The sequence below is a fragment of the Bradyrhizobium sp. SPXBL-02 genome, from assembly GCF_051853065.1.
In the GTDB taxonomy this organism is placed as follows: domain Bacteria; phylum Pseudomonadota; class Alphaproteobacteria; order Rhizobiales; family Xanthobacteraceae; genus Bradyrhizobium.
Map to the genome: position 1 here is coordinate 1,047,101 of NZ_CP182474.1, position 15,874 is coordinate 1,062,974.

General features: G+C 66.0%; 20 protein-coding genes. 14 read left to right on the top strand and 6 right to left on the bottom strand.

The genetic code is table 11. The annotated features are described in order from the left end of the window. Window positions 1–13: 13 nt before the first annotated feature. Genes phnG through ACNJYD_RS04900 form a run of 9 tightly spaced genes read left to right on the top strand, consistent with a single transcriptional unit; the run spans window position 14 to window position 7,020 of the window. The gene (gene phnG / locus ACNJYD_RS04860; RefSeq protein ID WP_439367411.1) at window positions 14–490 is read left to right on the top strand and encodes a phosphonate C-P lyase system protein PhnG; all 477 of its coding nucleotides are present in this window, start codon (window positions 14–16) and stop codon (window positions 488–490) included. 4 nt (window positions 491–494) lie between these two features. After that, window positions 495–1,103, top strand: a complete 609-nt coding sequence (gene phnH, locus ACNJYD_RS04865) for a phosphonate C-P lyase system protein PhnH (RefSeq protein WP_172785179.1) — start codon at window positions 495–497, stop codon at window positions 1,101–1,103. Between the two features lie 4 nt (window positions 1,104–1,107). Continuing rightward, a complete protein-coding gene (locus ACNJYD_RS04870; protein ID WP_439365556.1) occupies window positions 1,108–2,223 on the top strand; it encodes a carbon-phosphorus lyase complex subunit PhnI in 1,116 nt (371 codons plus the stop codon). Next, complete coding sequence (locus ACNJYD_RS04875) at window positions 2,220–3,116, top strand: alpha-D-ribose 1-methylphosphonate 5-phosphate C-P-lyase PhnJ (RefSeq protein ID WP_439365557.1); 897 nt, start codon at window positions 2,220–2,222, stop codon at window positions 3,114–3,116. The genes ACNJYD_RS04870 and ACNJYD_RS04875 overlap by 4 nt, the downstream gene beginning before the upstream one ends. Continuing rightward, window positions 3,109–3,906: a phosphonate C-P lyase system protein PhnK gene (gene phnK, locus ACNJYD_RS04880; protein ID WP_439365558.1), complete on the top strand. Its 798-nt coding sequence runs from the start codon at window positions 3,109–3,111 to the stop codon at window positions 3,904–3,906. Before ACNJYD_RS04875 ends, phnK begins: the two co-directional genes overlap by 8 nt. A gap of 22 nt (window positions 3,907–3,928) precedes the next feature. Beyond that, window positions 3,929–4,627: a phosphonate C-P lyase system protein PhnL gene (gene phnL, locus ACNJYD_RS04885; RefSeq protein WP_439365559.1), complete on the top strand. Its 699-nt coding sequence runs from the start codon at window positions 3,929–3,931 to the stop codon at window positions 4,625–4,627. Between the two features lie 12 nt (window positions 4,628–4,639). After that, complete coding sequence (locus ACNJYD_RS04890) at window positions 4,640–5,788, top strand: alpha-D-ribose 1-methylphosphonate 5-triphosphate diphosphatase (protein WP_439365560.1); 1,149 nt, start codon at window positions 4,640–4,642, stop codon at window positions 5,786–5,788. After that, a complete protein-coding gene (phnN, locus tag ACNJYD_RS04895; protein ID WP_439365561.1) occupies window positions 5,785–6,396 on the top strand; it encodes a phosphonate metabolism protein/1,5-bisphosphokinase (PRPP-forming) PhnN in 612 nt (203 codons plus the stop codon). The genes ACNJYD_RS04890 and phnN overlap by 4 nt, the downstream gene beginning before the upstream one ends. 12 nt (window positions 6,397–6,408) lie before the next feature. After that, on the top strand, window positions 6,409–7,020 hold the full coding sequence (locus tag ACNJYD_RS04900; RefSeq protein ID WP_439365562.1) for a pyridoxamine 5'-phosphate oxidase family protein: 612 nt from the start codon (window positions 6,409–6,411) through the stop codon (window positions 7,018–7,020). 175 nt (window positions 7,021–7,195) lie between these two features. Here the strand turns inward: ACNJYD_RS04900 and ACNJYD_RS04905 are convergent, their stop codons facing one another. Next, complete coding sequence (locus ACNJYD_RS04905; protein ID WP_439365563.1) at window positions 7,196–7,927, bottom strand: SDR family NAD(P)-dependent oxidoreductase; 732 nt, start codon at window positions 7,925–7,927, stop codon at window positions 7,196–7,198. A gap of 65 nt (window positions 7,928–7,992) precedes the next feature. Beyond that, window positions 7,993–8,184 carry a hypothetical protein gene (locus ACNJYD_RS04910; protein WP_439365564.1) on the bottom strand — a complete coding sequence of 64 codons (192 nt, stop codon included), beginning with the start codon at window positions 8,182–8,184 and terminating at the stop codon, window positions 7,993–7,995. A gap of 127 nt (window positions 8,185–8,311) precedes the next feature. Between ACNJYD_RS04910 and ACNJYD_RS04915 the strand changes: the two genes are divergently transcribed. Beyond that, complete coding sequence (locus ACNJYD_RS04915; RefSeq protein ID WP_172785169.1) at window positions 8,312–8,533, top strand: hypothetical protein; 222 nt, start codon at window positions 8,312–8,314, stop codon at window positions 8,531–8,533. Window positions 8,534–8,554: 21 nt separating this feature from the next. After that, window positions 8,555–9,508, top strand: coding sequence for an aliphatic sulfonate ABC transporter substrate-binding protein (locus tag ACNJYD_RS04920; protein WP_439365565.1), 954 nt, complete (start codon window positions 8,555–8,557; stop codon window positions 9,506–9,508). Between the two features lie 14 nt (window positions 9,509–9,522). On the opposite strand, the gene ACNJYD_RS04925 is transcribed toward ACNJYD_RS04920, so the two are convergent. From ACNJYD_RS04925 to ACNJYD_RS04940, 4 genes are all read right to left on the bottom strand, one after another. Then, the gene (locus ACNJYD_RS04925) at window positions 9,523–10,026 is read right to left on the bottom strand and encodes a DUF6496 domain-containing protein (protein ID WP_260381904.1); all 504 of its coding nucleotides are present in this window, start codon (window positions 10,024–10,026) and stop codon (window positions 9,523–9,525) included. Window positions 10,027–10,096: 70 nt separating this feature from the next. Beyond that, window positions 10,097–10,879, bottom strand: coding sequence for an alpha/beta fold hydrolase (locus ACNJYD_RS04930; RefSeq protein ID WP_439365566.1), 783 nt, complete (start codon window positions 10,877–10,879; stop codon window positions 10,097–10,099). Window positions 10,880–10,883: 4 nt separating this feature from the next. Further along, window positions 10,884–12,179 (bottom strand): O-acetylhomoserine aminocarboxypropyltransferase, encoded by a 1,296-nt coding sequence (locus ACNJYD_RS04935; RefSeq protein ID WP_439365567.1) that lies wholly within the window; start codon window positions 12,177–12,179, stop codon window positions 10,884–10,886. 264 nt (window positions 12,180–12,443) lie between these two features. Next, window positions 12,444–13,244 carry an IclR family transcriptional regulator gene (locus tag ACNJYD_RS04940; RefSeq protein ID WP_212259518.1) on the bottom strand — a complete coding sequence of 267 codons (801 nt, stop codon included), beginning with the start codon at window positions 13,242–13,244 and terminating at the stop codon, window positions 12,444–12,446. Between the two features lie 132 nt (window positions 13,245–13,376). Between ACNJYD_RS04940 and ACNJYD_RS04945 the strand changes: the two genes are divergently transcribed. From ACNJYD_RS04945 to ACNJYD_RS04955, 3 genes are read left to right on the top strand one after another with little or no spacing between them, the layout of a single operon-like run. Then, window positions 13,377–14,339, top strand: coding sequence for a Bug family tripartite tricarboxylate transporter substrate binding protein (locus ACNJYD_RS04945; protein ID WP_439365568.1), 963 nt, complete (start codon window positions 13,377–13,379; stop codon window positions 14,337–14,339). A 3-nt stretch (window positions 14,340–14,342) separates the two neighbouring features. Then, window positions 14,343–14,960 (top strand): flavin reductase family protein, encoded by a 618-nt coding sequence (locus ACNJYD_RS04950; protein ID WP_439365569.1) that lies wholly within the window; start codon window positions 14,343–14,345, stop codon window positions 14,958–14,960. A 52-nt stretch (window positions 14,961–15,012) separates the two neighbouring features. Then, a complete protein-coding gene (locus ACNJYD_RS04955; protein ID WP_439365570.1) occupies window positions 15,013–15,873 on the top strand; it encodes a fumarylacetoacetate hydrolase family protein in 861 nt (286 codons plus the stop codon). Window position 15,874: the final 1 nt, after the last annotated feature.

Genomic DNA, 15,874 nt, shown 5'->3' on the forward strand with positions numbered 1-15,874 from the left:
GTCAAAAGGTTCGGTGGACCAGGTGACCCAGCACAACAATCAGCAAGCCCAGCGCAAGGCCGCAATGGCGGTGCTGGCGCACGCGGAGGCGGGCGAGATCGCCGCTCGCCTCCGCAACTTGGCCTCGGACCTGCCTTTGCCGGACCATCAGGACCTGCGCACGCCGGAGAACGGCCTCGTCATGCTGCGCGGGCGGGTCGGCGGCGACGGCGCGCCGTTCAATCTCGGCGAAGCCACGGTGTCGCGCGCCGCGGTGCGGCTTGCGAGCGGCGAGGTCGGGTTCGGCTACACGCTCGGCCGCGATAGCGAGAAGGCGCGGTTGATCGCGCTGTGCGATGCGCTGGTGCAGTCCCGCGATTTCGGCGGAGCGGTGGAGCGCAACGTTATCGCGCCGTTGCTCGAGCAGCTTATGGTCAGGCGCAAGCAGGCGGCGGAAGCGACCGCTGCGACGAAGGTTGATTTCTACACCATGGTGCGCGGTGAGGGGTGAGATCATGACCACGATTGCGGAACTGCCGCCGGGTTTCGCCGACAAGGTGCTGTCGGCGCAATCGACCTTTCGCTCGGTCATGGATGCCATGGCGCGGCCGGGCTCGGTTCAGCGCATCGTGCCGATGGCGGGGGCGCCTGATACGATGATGCGCGGCACCGCCGCGATCGCGCTGACGCTGTTCGATCACGACACGCCGCTCTGGCTCGATGCGCGGATGGCGGAGAGCGCGGACGTGACGAAGTGGCTCAAGTTCCACACCGGCGCGCCGGTCGTGCAGGATTCATCCATCGCCTCGTTCGCGCTCATCGGCGACGGCGGTGCGCTGCCTTCGCTCGAGCGCTTCGCGCTCGGCACGAGCGAGTATCCGGACCGGTCGACGACCGTGATCATCCAGGTCGACAGCCTCGCCTCCGGCCGGAGCTTCGAACTGCGTGGCCCCGGCATCGATGGGGTCGCCACGCTGCGGGCGTCGATCAAGCCTTTCGACCTGTTCGAGCGCCTGCATATGAACGAAGCGCTGTTTCCGCGCGGTATCGATGTGGTGCTGGTCGCCGATGACGCCGTGGTCGCGATCCCCCGCACCACGCGCGTCGTAAGCAAGGGAAGCTGAAAGCATGTATGTCGCAGTCAAAGGCGGCGAACGCGCCATCGAGAACGCCCATCGCTTGCTCGCGCATAAGCGGCGTGGCGACCAAGAAGTTGCGGAAATCGCCCTCGACCAGATCTCGGAGCAGCTCGGCCTTGCCGTCGATCGCGTCATGAGCGAAGGCTCGCTCTATGACCGCGAGCTCGCGGCGCTTGCGATCAAGCAGGCGCGCGGCGATTTGATCGAGGCGATCTTCCTGGTTCGCGCCTTCCGCGCCACGCTGCCGCGTTTCGGTGCCAGCGAGCCAGTCGACACCGGCGCGATGCGGGTGCAGCGGCGGGTGTCGGCGACCTTCAAGGACATCCCCGGCGGCCAGATCCTGGGGCCGACCTTCGACTACACGCACCGCCTGCTCGACCCTTCGCTCGCTGAGGGCTTCGTGCCGGAGACGCCGGCCGCGGCCGAAGCTTCGACCGCGCCGACCCCGCGCGTGACCGACATTCTAGGCCGCGACGGGCTGATCGAATCATCGCCGGAAGCCGAGGACGGCGCCAGCGTCGGCGATCTCACCCGCGAGCCGCTGAATTTCCCCGCGGATCGCGATTTGCGCCTGCAGAACCTCGCGCGCGGTGACGAAGGCTTTCTGCTCGCGATGGGCTATTCCACCCAGCGCGGCTACGGCCGCAACCATCCCTTTGTCGGCGAGATCCGCTTCGGTGAGGTCGAGGTCGAATTTGTCGCGGAAGACGTCGGCTTCGCCGTGCCGCTCGGCGCGATCGAGCTCACCGAGTGCCAGATGGTCAACCAGTTCAAGGGCTCCGCGACCGAGGCGCCGTGCTTCACCCGCGGCTATGGCCTCGCCTTCGGCCAGAGCGAGCGCAAGACCATGTCTATGGCGCTGGTCGATCGCGCGCTGCGCGCGCGTGAGCTCGGCGAGGAGGCGCTTGCACCCGCGCAGGACGAAGAGTTCGTGATGTCGCATTCGGACAATGTCCAGGCGACCGGCTTCGTCGAGCACCTGAAGCTGCCGCATTATGTCGACTTCCAGTCCGAGCTCGGCCTCTTGCGCAAGCTGCGCCAAGAGTTCTCTAAAGCGTTCGCCGATGCCAACACGCCCGATGCCATGAAGGAGGCCGCGGAATGAACGCGCCCGCCTACAACTTCGCCTATCTCGACGAGCAGACCAAGCGCATGATCCGCCGCGCGATCCTCAAGGCGATCGCGATCCCCGGCTATCAGGTGCCGTTCGCCAGCCGCGAAATGCCGATGCCCTACGGCTGGGGCACCGGCGGCGTGCAGGTCACCGCCGCGATCCTCGGGCCCAAGGACGTGCTCAAGGTGATCGACCAGGGTTCGGACGACACCACCAACGCGATCTCGATCCGCAAATTCTTCGCCAAGACCGCGGGCGTTGCGACGACCACGGCGACGGACGAGGCAACCGTGATCCAGACCCGCCACCGCATCCCGGAGACGGCGCTAAACGAGAACCAGGTGCTGGTCTATCAGGTGCCGATCCCCGAGCCGTTGCGCTTCCTCGAGCCGCGCGAGACCGAGACGCGGCGTATGCACGCGCTCGCCGAATACGGCCTGATGCATGTGAAGCTCTACGAGGACATCGCCCGCTTCGGCCATATCGCCACCGCCTATGCCTATCCGGTGAAGGTGAACGCGCGCTACGTGATGGACCCGTCGCCGACGCCGAAATTCGACAATCCCAAGATGGACAATAGCCCGGCACTGCAATTGTTCGGCGCCGGCCGCGAGAAACGCATCTACGCGATCCCGCCCTATACGCAGGTGGTGTCGCTCGATTTCGAGGATCACCCGTTCGAGCCCTACCGCTTCAATGCGCCCTGCGCGCTCTGTGGTGCGGAGAACTCCTACCTCGACGAGATCGTGACCGACGACAAGGGCGGGCGCATGTTCGTCTGCTCGGACACCGATTATTGCGAGGGCCGCCAGGCCGCCGGCCATCACGGCAGCCTCAGTGCCGCGCCGTACAAGGAAAAGGCGCAGGAGGCCGCGAATGGCTGATCAGGATTTGCTCGACAACGACGAGCCGCTGCTGGTCGCAACATCCCTCTGCAAGTCGTTCGGCCGCATCAATGCCTGCCGCGACGTGTCGTTTTCGCTCTATCCCGGCGAGGTGCTGGCGATCGTCGGCGAATCCGGCTCGGGCAAGTCGACGCTGCTGCAGATGCTGTCGGGCCAGCTCACGCCGACCGCGGGCCACGTGTCGTACCGGATGCGCGACGGCGTCACCCGCGATCTCGCCACGCTGGGCGAGGCCGAACGGCGCTTCCTGTTCCGCACCGACTGGGGTTTCGTGCACCAGGATCCCGCACAGGGCCTGCGCATGGCGGTCTCCGCCGGCGCCAATGTCGGCGAGCGGCTGATGGCGGTGGGCTGGAATCATTACGGCCGTATCCGCGACACCGCCTCCGACTGGCTCACCCGCGTCGAGATCGACACAGCGCGCATCGACGATGCGCCGCGCACCTATTCCGGCGGCATGCGCCAGCGCCTCCAGATCGCCCGCAACCTCGTCACCGAGCCGCGGCTCGTGTTCATGGACGAGCCGACCGGCGGTCTCGATGTCTCCGTGCAGGCCCGCCTGCTCGACCTGTTGCGCAGCCTCGTCGCCGAGCTGAATCTCGCGGTCGTCATCGTCACCCACGATCTCGCGGTGGCGCGTCTCTTGTCGCACCGCGTGATGGTGATGAAGGGCGGCCGCGTCATCGAGACCGGCCTGACCGATCAGGTGCTCGACGATCCGCGCGAAGCCTATACCCAGCTCCTCGTCTCCTCGATCCTGCCGCCATGAACCTTGCAATATGAGCCCTCCAATGACCGCCATGATCGACATCACCGACGCCGGCAAGACCTTTACGATGCACCTGCAGGGCGGCATCGAGCTGCCGGTGGTGCGCGGGGTGACCTTCCAGGCCAATCCCGGCGAGTGCGTCGTGCTGTCGGGCCCATCCGGCGCCGGAAAATCGTCGATCCTGAAGATGATCTTCGGCAATTATCGCTGCGACAGCGGCCGGATCGGTATCCGCCATCGCGGCGGGGTGGTCGATCTCGCCACCGCCGAGCCGCGTCAGGTGCTCAATATCCGCCGTTCCACCATCGGCTATGTCAGCCAGTTCCTGCGGGCCGTGCCGCGGGTTGCGACCATCGACGTCGTCGCGGAGCCGCTGATCGTGAACGGCATGAGCCGGGCCGACGCACAGGCGCGCGCCGGCGAATTGCTGCATCGTCTCAACATCCCCGAGCGACTTTGGCAGCTGCCGCCCGCGACCTTCTCCGGCGGCGAGCAGCAGCGCGTCAACATCGCGCGCGGCTTCATCTCGGACCTGCCGATCCTGCTGCTGGACGAGCCGACCGCCTCGCTGGATGCCGCCAATCGCGCCGTGGTGGTCGAGCTGGTCGCTGAAAAGAAACATCAGGGCGTCGCCATGGTCGCCATTGTCCATGACGACGAAATCCGTCATCTGATTGCCGACCGCATCGTTGACGTCACCAGCTTTGCCGCCGCGGCCTGAAGGAATGGGGAAATGAAGAAGGAATCCGTGATCGCCAATGCCAGGATCGTGCTGGCTGACCGGGTGATCGAGCAGGGTTGGCTCGCGCTTGCCGACGGCCGCATCGCGGAGGTCGGCGAGGGGAGGGCGCCCGCGGGCGCCGAGGATGCCGGCGGCGATCTGATCATGCCCGGCCTGATCGAGCTCCACACCGATCATCTCGAAGCGCATTACGTGCCGCGGCCAAAGGTGTTCTGGAATCCGGTCGCCGCCGTCATCTCCTATGACGGCCAGCTTGCGACCTCGGGCATCACCACCGTATTCGATTCGCTCCGGGTCTGGCGCGAGGACGGCGCCGAGGAGGTCGATGGCCGTGCCGGCGTGCTCGCCGCCGCGATCACCAATGCGCGCGAGGCGAACCTGCTGCGCGCCGATCACTTCCTGCATCTGCGCTGCGAGATCCCGATGCCGAGCGTGGTCGAGGAGGCCAAGGAGCTGATCGACCGTCCCGACGTCAAGCTGATGTCGCTGATGGACCACACGCCCGGCCAGCGCCAGTTCCGCGACGAGGTCAAGCTGCGCGACTATTATCGCGGCAAGGGCGGCGGCAAGACCGATGCCGAGCTCGACGAATTGTTCGCAAAGCGTTTCGAATATCAGAGGCTCTATGCCGCGGTGAACATGCGCGAGATCGTGGCGCTGGCGCATGAGTACAACATTCCGCTGGCGAGCCACGACGATACCACCGAGGAGAACGTCGCGGACGCCGTGCGCGACCGTGTCTCGGTCGCGGAATTCCCGACTACGCTGGAGGCCGCACGCGGCCTGCACCAGGCCGGCATCGACATCCTGATGGGCGCGCCGAACGTGGTGCGCGGCGGCTCGCACTCCGGCAACATCGCCGCGGTCGATCTCGCGCGCGAAGGCCTGCTCGACATCCTGTCGTCGGATTACATCCCGTCGAGCCTTCTGATGGCCGCGTTGCAATTGCCCGAGCATGTACCCGCGATCAGCCTTCCTGCCGCGGTTCGCACCGTGACGAAAGCGCCCGCCGAGGCGGTCGGCCTCACCGACCGCGGCGAGGTCGCGACCGGCAAGCGCGCCGATTTGATCCGCGTCCATGTCGCAGGCCACGTTCCCGTGGTTCGCAGCGTGTGGCGCGAAGGACACCGGGTCGCATGAACGAGACCATGACCACCGCCGAGGGCGAGACCGGTGCGATCGGCTCCGGCCGGCTCGTGCTCGTGGTAGGCCCCAGCGGCGCCGGCAAGGATACCTTGCTGCGGCTGGCGCAAGCTGTCTGCAGCGACGATCCCGACATCGTCTTCCCGCGTCGCATCGTGACGCGTGCGTCCTCGGCCGATGAAGACAATATCGCGGTGAGCCCCGACGAATTCCGCCGCGCGCGCGAGCACGGCGACTTCGCCGTGCACTGGGAGGCGCATGGGCATTCCTATGCACTGCCGCTCGAGATCAACGACGACATCCGCGCCGGCCGCACCATCGTCGTCAACGTCTCGCGCACCGTGATCGAAGCCTTGCGCCAGGCCTATGCCGAGGTCGTGGTGATCGCGATCACGGCGCCGCCGGACGTGTTGGCGCAGCGGCTTGCCGCGCGCGCCCGGAAAAGCGACGGCGACATCGGCGAGCGGCTGTCGCGCAGCGTCGACGACGCGTCGGCGCAGGCGGATGTCACCATTCTCAATGCCGGCAGCGCGGATTATCACAGCCGCCAGCTGGTGCGCGTGATCAGGAATCAAGGCTGGCAAGACGAGTTGTCGGCGCGATAGAGAGAGTGTGGGATGACGGTGATCGAAACGATCGAACAGCTGGAAGCCATCTACGGCGCCACCAATGACGCCTCGACCGTGAAAGTCGCCGACCACGTCACCCCGCTCTACCGCATCTTCATCGAGAAGGCGCCGTTCGCCGCGCTCGCCACCATCGGGCCCGAGGGAATCGACTGCTCTCCGCGCGGCGATCTGCCCGGCTTCGTCCGCATCCACGACCCCAAGACGCTGATGCTGCCCGACCGCCGCGGCAACAACCGGGTCGATTCCTTGCGCAATATCGTGCGCGACCCGCGCGTGTCGTTGATGTTCCTGATTCCCGGCTCCGGCAATGCGGTGCGGACCAACGGCCGCGCGCATCTGTCGATCGATCCGGAGCTGCTGGCCTCGTTCGAGGTCGAGGGCAAGGCGCCGCGCAGCGTCATGGTGATGAACGTGGACGAGATCTACTTCCAATGCGCCCGCGCCATCGTTCGCTCCGATCTCTGGAATCCCGACAAGCGCGTCGATCCGAAGACGTTGCCGACGCCGGGGCGGATTCTTGCGGAGATGAGTGACAACAAGGTCGGCGGTGCGGAGTACGACCGGATCTGGCCGGAACGGGCGGCGGCAACGATGTGGTGAGTTCCTTCTTCCCCTCTCCCCTTGTGGGAGAGGGTGGCTCGCCGCGAAGCGGCGAGACGGGTGAGGGGTCTCCATCCTCACGAAGAGTGTTGCGCGCGGATAGATACCCCTCATCCGGCGCTTCGCGCCACCTTCTCCCACAAGGGGAGAAGGAAGAAGAGCCCGCCGCTCCGCTTCAATTAAACGCCATCCCGCCGCTCAGCGCGATGGTCTGTCCGGTCATGTAGGCATTGTCGACCAGCAGCATCACGGCCTTCGCCACCTCATCCGCCGTGCCGAAGCGGCCGAGGGGGATGCGGCCGACGAGCTGGAGCTGGCCGCTCATCATGTCGGTCTCGATCAGCGATGGCGCCACGGCGTTCACGGTGATGCCCTCCTTCACCAGCCGCGCCGCATAGCCGCGCGTCAGGCCCTCCATGCCTGCCTTTGACGCATTGTAGTGCGGGCCGATCGAGCCCGCACCGCGCGCGGCACCCGAGGAGATGTTGACGATGCGGCCCCATGTCCGCGCGCGCATCGATGGCAGCACCGCTTGCGTGCACAGGAAAGCGGATTTCAGGTTGACCAGGATGGTGCGGTCGAAATCGTCCTCGGTGAGATCGTCGACGCCGCGCGTGATCGCAATGCCGGCATTGTTGACGAGGATGTCGATCGGCCCGAGCCCGGCCGTAACACGCTCGACCATATCAGCCACGGCTTCGCGCTGCGAGACGTCGGCGGCGACCACGATGGCGCGGCCGCCCTGCTTGCCGATCTCGCCCGCCAGCTGCTCGGCTTGCCCGATTCTCTCGCGGCAGTTGATCGCAACCGCTGCACCTGCTTCGGCCAATGCATGACAGACGGCGGCGCCAATTCCGCGCGAGCCGCCGGTCACGAGCGCCGTGCGCCCCTTCAGAGCATCCGCCATGCCTGGAACCTCCCATATCATTGGCGTTGGGAGCGTATCATGCCGGCCGCTTGCGTGTGTTGAACTCATCGCGAGATGAATCCGTCTGTCCGTGCTTGCGGCGAGAGAAGCGCCCCAGCGCGCGCGCCGCAAATATGGATAGCCATTTCATTGACCAATCCTGCCAACCGCTCGATATTCGGAGCGTCGAAACTGCTCATCGAGCCTGAAGCCGCATTATGAAAACCGATCGCCAGCGCAATCAGAACGACATGCATGCGTGCATGACGCGGCGCTGTTTCTCGGCGGCCACGGGCGCCTGTTGTTGCTGCTGACCACGTCCTAACAGCACCTCACACCGAAAATCCCAAGACAGGAACGCCGAACTTCGGCGAACGAGCAGTCATGTCCCAGATCCAGTCGAACGCCTACATCATCGAGATCCACGACCGCGCCGCCGGCATCATCACGCGCGATGAGCGCGGCTTCCGCTTCTTCTCCTCCGAGCGCCTGTTCGACAGCCTCGAAGGCCGCCAGTTCCGTTCGGCCCGCGAGGCCGAGCGCGCCGCCCGTGCGGTGTTCTCCGAGCGTGGCCGTCGCGCGAGCTCGCAACTTTTCGCCAACTGATCCCACCGAAAGGACCGCGTTATGATCAATCGACGACACATTCTGGCTACGACGCTGTTGCTTGCGACGGCCCTGGCTGTACCCGCCCACGCCGAGGACAAGCCGGCGGAAATCCGCATCGGCACGCAGAAGGGCGGTTTTTTCCCGGCGGTGCGCCAGCGCCAGACTCTGGAAAACGCCTTCAAGCCGCTCGGCATCGAGATCAAGTGGATCGACTTCCAGTTCGGTCCGCCGCTGCTGGAGGCCATCAATGTCGGCAGCGTCGATTTCGGCTATGTCGGCGACTCCCCGCCGATCTTCGCGCAGGCCGGCGGCGCCAAGATCCGCTACGTCGCTGCGGTGAAATCCGACGGCAACACCCAGGCGATCATCGTGCCGAAGGATTCGCCGATTCGCTCGCTCGCCGATCTCAAGGGCAAGCGCGTCGCCTTCGGCAAGGGATCGAGCGCGCATAATCTGCTGGTCGCTGCGCTCGAAAAGGCCGGCCTGTCCTGGTCCGATATCACGCCGGCGCCGCTTGCCCCTGCCGATGCGACCGCGGCCTTTGTGAAGGGCTCGGTCGATGCCTGGTCGATCTGGGATCCCTATCTCGCGCTCGCCGAATTGAAGGAGAGCGCGCGCGTGATCGCCTTCGACAAGGACGTGCACAAGCCGAATGCGTTCTACATCGCCAACACGGATTTCGTCGATAAATTTCCTTCGCTGGTCGCCAAGCTCAACACCACCTTCGCGTCCGAAGGCGTCTGGGCCAACGAACACCACGAGGACGTCGCCAAAGCCCAGGCAGACGCGACCGGCGTTGACATCGAGGCCGTCAGGCGTTTCGTGGATCGCTCCAACTTCCGCGTAGTGCCGCTCGACGCCGAGGTGGTCAGGAGCCAGCAAGCGGTCGCCGATCGCTTCGCAAAGCTGGGCCTGATCCCGAAGCCGGTCAACGTCTCCGACATCGTCTGGAAATGGACGCCGGGTTCTTGAACCGGCGCGACTGATCAGCTCCGGCGGCGCGCCCTGGTGCGCGCCGCCTTCTTGGCGGCAGCGGAGCGGACCTTGGCGCCTTTGGTGCGGCTCGCCTTCCGCGCCGTGGCCGAGCGGGACGCTGCGGTTCGGCGGCTTGCGGCTCGCTTGGCCTGTTTCGACAGCGCACTGCGCGATGCGGTCGATCGCGGCTCCTTCTTCAGGACGTTCGTGACGGCGCGCGATACTTTCGGCCTCCGCTTCGGCGTCCGTTTGCCCTGGCCGACCTCATAGGCATATTTGGCACTGCGCCGCGTCGCCTTCTTGGTGCGTCCCTTGCGCGGTGGCGGCAGATCGACACCGGCGCGGCGCGCTTCGGACAGGCCGATCGCGATCGCCTGCTTGGTCGAGCGCGCGCCGTGCTTGCCCTTGCGGATCCTGTCGATCTCGTCCTTGACGAATTCGCCGGCCTGCGTGCTGGCCGACTTGCCGGCGCGCTTGTCTTGCCTCGCTTTGCGAATGACTTCCTGTCTCGGCATGGTCGAGTTCCCCTTCTTGAGAGTGAGAGGGATGTCTGACCGCAACGCGCAAGACGGAAGATCGATCCGCTTAGTTCCGCAGCGCTGCCAGCAACTCGTCCGGCCGCTCGGCCATGATCATGTGGCCGGCGCCGGACACCACGACGGTTTTTGCATGCGGGATCGCGGCGGCGAGCGCCTTGCCCGCCTTGGCCGGCGTCATCATGTCCTTTTCGCCCAGGATCAGCGTCGTCGGCACCTTCACGCTCGCTGCAGCGGCAAGCGCATTCGTATAGGAGTTGCAAGCCGACAGATCCCTGAACAGAACGCCCGGCTCGCATGCCCTGAGCACCGCCTGCGCGCCGCCATGCATCCACAGGCCCGGCGCCAGGCTGCCGCCGAGCTCCGCGTTGAAGCCGAGGCCCCAGATCGAGACCATGTCGTTGGCATCCTGCGAGTTGGCTTCGGCGGCCTTCAGGAGATCCGGACCCACCGTCATGGTCGCGGCAGTACCGATCAGGCTCAGCGCTGAGACCTTGTCCGGATGCCGCGCCGCCGTTTCCAGCGAGATCAGCGAGCCCATGGAGTGGCCGATCAGATGCGCCTTCGCAGCTCCCGCCGCTTCGAGCAGCGCTGCTGTCCAGTCGGCCATCTCGGCGATGCTGCCGAGTGAAGGCCCAATAGAGCGGCCGTGGCCGGGCAGGTCGGGCGCCAGAACGGAAAAACCGTGATGGGCGAACCAGCGCGTGTGCAGCGCCCAGGTTGAATGGTCGAAGCCGGCGCCGTGGATGAAGACGACCGCGGGCAGGGATTTGTCGAAGTCGCGGCCGCCGGTTGCGACAAACACATCGGTGCCGTTGACGGAGAGCTTCATGATGTCAGGCCTTTTGCGAGATGCGCAGCGCTTGATTGAGGTCGTCGATGATGTCGCTTGCGGTCTCGATGCCGACCGAGAGCCGCACTAGCTCCTCGCCGATGCCGGCCGTCTTGAGCTGCTCGGCATCCATCTGCTGATGCGTAGTCGAGGCCGGATGGATCACCAGCGTCTTGGCATCGCCGACATTGGCGAGATGGCTGATCATGCGCAAGCTCTCGATGAATTTGCGCCCGGCGGGGCGCCCGCCCTTGATGCCGAAGGACACGATCGAGCCGGCGCCGCGCGGCAGCAGCGTCTTTGCCAGCTGGTAGTCCGTGTGATCCTCGAGCGAGGGATGCAGCACCCAGTCCACTGCCTTGTTGGCCTTCAGCGCTTCCAGCACCAGATGCGTGTTGTGTATATGCCGGTCCATGCGCACGCCGAGGGTCTCGACGCCTTGGAGCAGCTGGAACGCGTTGGTCGGCGATAGGCAGGCCCCGAAATCGCGCAGGCCCTCGGTGCGGGCGCGCATGATGAAGGCGGCCGTGCCGAACTGCTCGTCGAAGACGATGCCGTGATAACCGCCATAGGGTTCCGTCAGCACGCCGAACTTGCCCGATGCGCGCCAGTCGAAGCGGCCGCCGTCGACGATGGCGCCGCCGATCGCGATGCCGTGGCCGCCGATCCATTTCGTCGCCGAATGCATGACGATGTCGGCACCCAGCTCGATCGGGCGGCTGAGATAGGGCGTGGCGAAGGTGTTGTCGATCAGCAGCGGAATCTTTGCCTCATGCGCGATCGCCGCAACCTTGGGAATGTCGAGCACCTCGAGCCCGGGATTGCCGATGGTCTCGCCTATCACGAGCCTCGTGCTCGGCTTGATCGCCGACCGGAACGCGTCGAGATCGCGCGGTTTCACGAACGTCGTGGTGATGCCGAAGCGCGGCAGCGTGTGCGCCAGCAGGTTGATGGTGCCGCCATAGAGCGAGCTCGACGCCACGATGTGGTCGCCGGCATTGAGCAGCGTGGCGATCGCCAGATGCAGCGCCGCCTGGCCGCTGGCCGTGCAGATCGCGCCGACGCCGCCTTCGAGCGCGGCGAGCCGTTCCTCCAGCACGCCGGTGGTCGGATTGGAGATGCGGGTATAGATGTGGCCGGCGCGTTCGAGATTGAACAGCGCCGCGGCGTGGTCGGAATCCTGGAACACGTAGGACGTGGTCTGGTAGATCGGCACCGCCCGGGCGCCGGTCGTGGGATCCGGATGCTGGCCCGCATGCAGGCTCAGGGTCTCGAAGGCAGGCGGTTTCGGCGCGGGCATGCGTGGCCTCGTTGGTCGGTCGGTGATGGCGGCCGTTGTGCCATAAAACTGTGTGCCAAGTCAGCCATTGACAGTGCGACAGCGGCAGTGCGCCCCCTCGCCCCGTTCTTACGGGGAGAGGGTTGGGGTGAGGGGCTGCCTCCGCGAAAACGGTGGCAGTTAGACTCGCGGAGACTCCCCCTCACCCGGAATTCAAGCTTCGCTCGAATTCCGGCCTCTCCCCGCAAGGGGGGACAGGCGAAGAAATGCCGTCCGGTGTCGTCGCTAGCCCCCGATCGCCTGCTCGATGATCCGGGCTTCCCGCAGCAAGATCTCCGCGACCTCCTGCTCGCGGCGGGGGCCGAGCCGCGTGCGAACGGCGGAGACTGTCATCGCCGCAGCCGGTTGGCCGTCCGGCGTCTTGATCCAGGTGGAGATCGATTTCGTCCCCTGCACTAGGCCGGTCTCTCTCAGGCCGTATCCGAGGCGCCGTGCGGCGGTGACCTCACCGAGCACGGTCGCGACGTCGGTCCGGTAGGCCTCGAACCGCTTCTCGTTCGCCGCGACGATCCTTCGTGCCTCCTGCGCCGGCATCGCGGCGAGGATGACAACGCCCGCGCTGGAGACGCCGAGCGGTCGCCGCGCGCCGACCTCGATCGACAGCACCTGGATCGGATAGACCCCGATCCGGCGATCGACGCACAGCGTGTCGTTGCCGGTGCGCACGGTCAGGAACAGCGTGTCGCCGATCTCGGCAGACGCGCGCTGGAGCGATGGCGTTGCGGCGACCAAGAGCCGCGAGGGCCGCGGGCGCGCCAGCGCCAGCTCCGGCACCTGGTTGCCGATCGCGTAGCGGCCGCTCCTGCCATGCCGCTCGACGATGCCTTCCTCGATCAGCACGTGGACGATGCGATGCACGGTTGGGCGGGTGAGGCCCGTGGTGCGGACCACCTCGGCCAATGGCACACCGTCCTCGCGCCCCGCGGCAAGAATGCGCAGCACCGCGAGCGCGCGCCGGATCGCCTGCGCGCCTTGTCGCGGTTCCACGGCGCTGCGGGCGAGTTTCGTTGCACGTCTCTTGTCCATAATATGGACAAGAACGCCACAATTCCCTCGACAGGGCAAGCGCGCATCTGGAGATTGCCCTCCGATCGGGATGCCATGCACGAAAGTCATCGGCGCCCGATATGGAATTGGAAGCGCCGCCGGGAGGTTAACATGCGATTAATCTGGATTGCCATAGCCGTTACTGCGATGCTGGCCGGGCCCGCGTTGGGCCAGCAATGGCCGGCGCGCAACGTCAAGCTGATCGTGCCCTATCCCGCCGGCGGCAACGTCGACAGCGCCGCGCGCATCGTCGCCGACAAGCTCCAGGAAAAGCTCGGCCAACCCTTCGTCATCGAGAACAAGGCCGGCGCCGGCGGCATGATCGCGGGCGAAGCCTTCGCCAAGTCGGCGCCCGACGGCTACACGCTGTTCGTCGGCGCCAACGGCCCGGTGCTGTTCGCAACCGAGATCAACAAGCGCGACGCCTATAATTGGAAGAAGGACTTTCTCCCGATCTCGACGATCTCGATGACGCCGCTGGTGCTCGAGGTCCATCCGTCGGTGCAGGCGACCACGTTCAAGGAGTTTCTCGATCTCGCCAAGCGCGAGCCCGGCAAGCTGACCATGGCTTCGCCCGGCCCCGGCACCACCAACCATCTGCTCAGCGAGCTGATGCAGTCCAGCCTCGGGCTGCAATGGGTCACGGCGCATTACCGCGGCAACGCGCCGGCGATCAACGATCTCCTGGGCGGCCAGGTGCAGTTCGCGTTCGACCAGCTCACGGTCAGTCTCCAGCACATCAAGGCCGGCCTGTTCCGTCCGCTCGCCGTCACCAGCCCGCACCGATTGAAGTCGCTGCCAGATGTGCCGACCTTCGCAGAGCTCGGTTACAAGGACTTCGACGGCCAGACCTTCACCGGCCTGTTCGCGCCGGCAGGCACGCCGGCGCCCATCGTCGAGAAGCTGCACGAGACGCTGGTCGCGATTCTCAAAGACCCCGCCGTGATCGACAAGTTCGAAAAACTCGGCGGCGAAGCCACGCCGATGACGCCGGACGAATTCAAGGCCTATCTCGAGCGCGAGGACGCCAAGTGGATTCCGGTGGTGCGCAAGGCCAATATCAGGGCGGATTGATCGATGCGGGTCGACCCCACCGAGCTCGGCGCCGACCGCATCTACCGTCTGATGACCGGCATCGTGGTGCCGCGCCCGATCGCTTGGGTGACGAGCCTGTCAGCCACGGGCGTGCTCAATCTCGCCCCGTTCAGCGCCTTCACCTTCGTCTCGCAGAAGCCGCCGATGCTCGCCATCAGCGTCGGCCGCAAGGGCGCCGACTACAAGGACACCGCGCACAACATCCTCGATACCGAGGAATATGTCATCCACATCGCCGACACCCCGCTGATGCAGGCCTTGCACGACAGCTCCGTCGAGCATCCGCCTGAGGTCAGCGAGGTCGAGCATCTCGGGCTCGAAACGCTCCCTAGCGAGCGCATCAAGGTGCCGCGGCTCGCCGCCGCGCCGGTCGCGATGGAGTGCCGGTTCCGGCAGTGTCTCGAATTCGGTGACGCCAAGAGCCGGCTCATCGTCGGCGAGGTCGTGCTGTTCCATTTGCGCGATGGCCTCGTCAACGACGGCAAGGTCGAGACCAGGGCGCTCGACCCGATCGCGCGCATCGGCGGCCCGCGTTACGCCCGGCTCGGCGAGATCGTGACGCTCAACAGCGTGTTCCAGACTCCCAAATCGAAAGACTGAGCGCGCGGGGCTCATCGCCGGCCGCCGCCCCAAGATCATCGGAGGACATCCAATGCGACTGCTGAGCTATCTCCTGGACGGCGAGGCGCGCTATGGCGCGGCCGTGGACGGCGGCGTGGTCGATCTGACCAGGCGCGTCGGCCGCGACTATTCGGACGTGAAGGCGCTGATCGCGGCCAACGCACGCGCCGACGCGCAGGATGCCGTCGCGGGACAGAAGCCGGACCATGCGCTGGACCAGCTCGTCCTGCTGCCGCCGGTGCTGGCGCCGGAGAAGCTCTGGTGCATCGGCGTCAACTACGCCGAGCGCAATGCGGAATACAAAGACAATTCGGACCTGCCCAAATACCCCAGCCTGTTCGTGCGCAGCATGTCCTCGATATCAGGCTCCGGCCAGCCGATCGAGAAGCCCAAGGTTTCGGACCAGCTCGACTATGAAGGCGAGCTCGTCATCGTGATCGGGCAGGGCGGTCGCCACATTCCGCGCGAAAAAGCGTGGTCGCATATCTTCGGCATGACGCTGTGCAACGAGGGCACGATCCGCGACTGGCTGCGCCACGGCAAGTTCAACGTCACGCAGGGCAAGAACTTCGACCGCTCCGGCAGCATCGGCCCGTGGATCGTCACCGCGGACGAGCTCGACCCGCGTGGTCCCCACGACATCATCACGCGCGTCAACGGCGAGGTGAGGCAGCAGGACACCACCGAGCGGCTGATGTTCCCGTTCGACTTCCTGATCTCCTATCTCTCGACCTTCGCCACCCTCAAGCCCGGCGACATGATCGTGACGGGCACGCCGACGGGCGCGGGCGCGCGCTTTGATCCGCCGCGCTGGCTCAAGGCGGGCGACGTCGTCGAGGTCGAGTCGAGCCGCATCGGTGTGCTGCGCAACACGGTTGCCGCGGAGCAATAGA